We start from the raw sequence: 1,227 nt of genomic DNA, 5'->3' as shown, positions 1-1,227 counted from the left end.
GAATCGCCACGGATAATCTAGACACTTCCGAGCCGTTGATAATACTGGTTTTCATATTCTGTCGGTGGCATCTGATCGCTAGAACCATGCCGACGCTTACTGTTATAAAACATTTCGATGTAATCAAAAATATCGCTGCGGGCTTCTTCCCGCGTTCCGTAGATCTTTTTCTTTATCCGTTCGCGTTTCAACAACTGGAAAAAGCTTTCTGCAACCGCATTATCATGGCAGTTACCGCGACGGCTCATGCTGCCCTCCAGGCCGTGTGATTTCAGGAACGACTGCCACTCATGGCTTGTGTACTGACTGCCCTGATCCGAATGAACCAACACCTGTTTTTGGGGATTACGCCGCCATACAGCCATCAGCAGTGCGTTCAGGACAATGTCCTTTGTCATCCGGGATTGCATGGACCAGCCGATAATTTTGCGTGAGAACAGATCAACAACCACGGCAAGATACAGCCAGCCTTCGTGGGTCCTGATGTAGGTTATGTCCGTTACCCAACGCTCATCCGGAGCATCCGGATTGAACTGTCGCTGGAGCCTGTTGGGCGACACGATACTGGCCTCGCCTTTACGTGCCCGCGGGCTCCGGTATCCGACCTGAGCCTTTATCCCGACACGTTTCATCAGTCGCCAGACTCTGTTCACTCCGCACTGTTGCCCGCTGTCCCGCAGATCCAAATGGATTTTGCGATAACCATAGACGCATCCCGATTCCAGCCAGAACTGTTTAATCTGTCCTGTCAGTCTTAGGTCTGCCTGATGGCGTTGTGAATGCGGCTGCTGAAGCCAGGCGTAAAAACCACTGGGATGAACATCCAGCACCCGACAGAGCAGGCGAACAGGCCAGCAACAGATGTTGTCACGGATAAAGGCGTACCTCAGTCGGACAGCTTTGCGAAGTACGCCGCGGCTTTTTTTAATATGTCCCGTTCGTCGGTAACCCGCTTCAGCTCTTTCTGGAGACGGCGGATCTCGGCCTGAGCATCTGACTCTTCTTTATTAGTGGAAGAATCTGGACCGTACTTCTTTATCCAGGCGTAAAGGCTGTGGGTGGTGATATCGAGACGTGTTGCAACGCTGGCAACAGAATAACCGCGATCAACAACCTGTTTGACTGCTTCAATTTTAAACTCTTCGGGATAACGCTTACCGCTCATGGACACCTCTCTTTAAGCCATCTTAAATGACTCTGAGGTGTCTGTTAAACCCGTGGCGATTC

1 protein-coding gene is annotated in these 1,227 nt (G+C 51.1%); it reads right to left on the bottom strand.

Annotated features, from left to right (window positions below):
- Nucleotides 1–17 precede the first annotated feature (17 nt).
- Nucleotides 18–1,165 (bottom strand): IS3 family transposase gene (locus PAG01S_RS21400; RefSeq protein WP_088234235.1). Its coding sequence is split into 2 segments (ribosomal slippage): nucleotides 18–928 and nucleotides 928–1,165, totalling 1,149 coding nucleotides; the frame shifts between segments, so codons are not numbered across the junction.
- Between the last annotated feature and the right edge of the window lie 62 nt (nucleotides 1,166–1,227).

The organism is Pantoea agglomerans NBRC 102470 (assembly GCF_001598475.1).
Taxonomy (GTDB): Bacteria; Pseudomonadota; Gammaproteobacteria; order Enterobacterales; family Enterobacteriaceae; genus Pantoea; species Pantoea agglomerans.
This window is presented reverse-complemented; position numbering and strand designations above follow the sequence as displayed.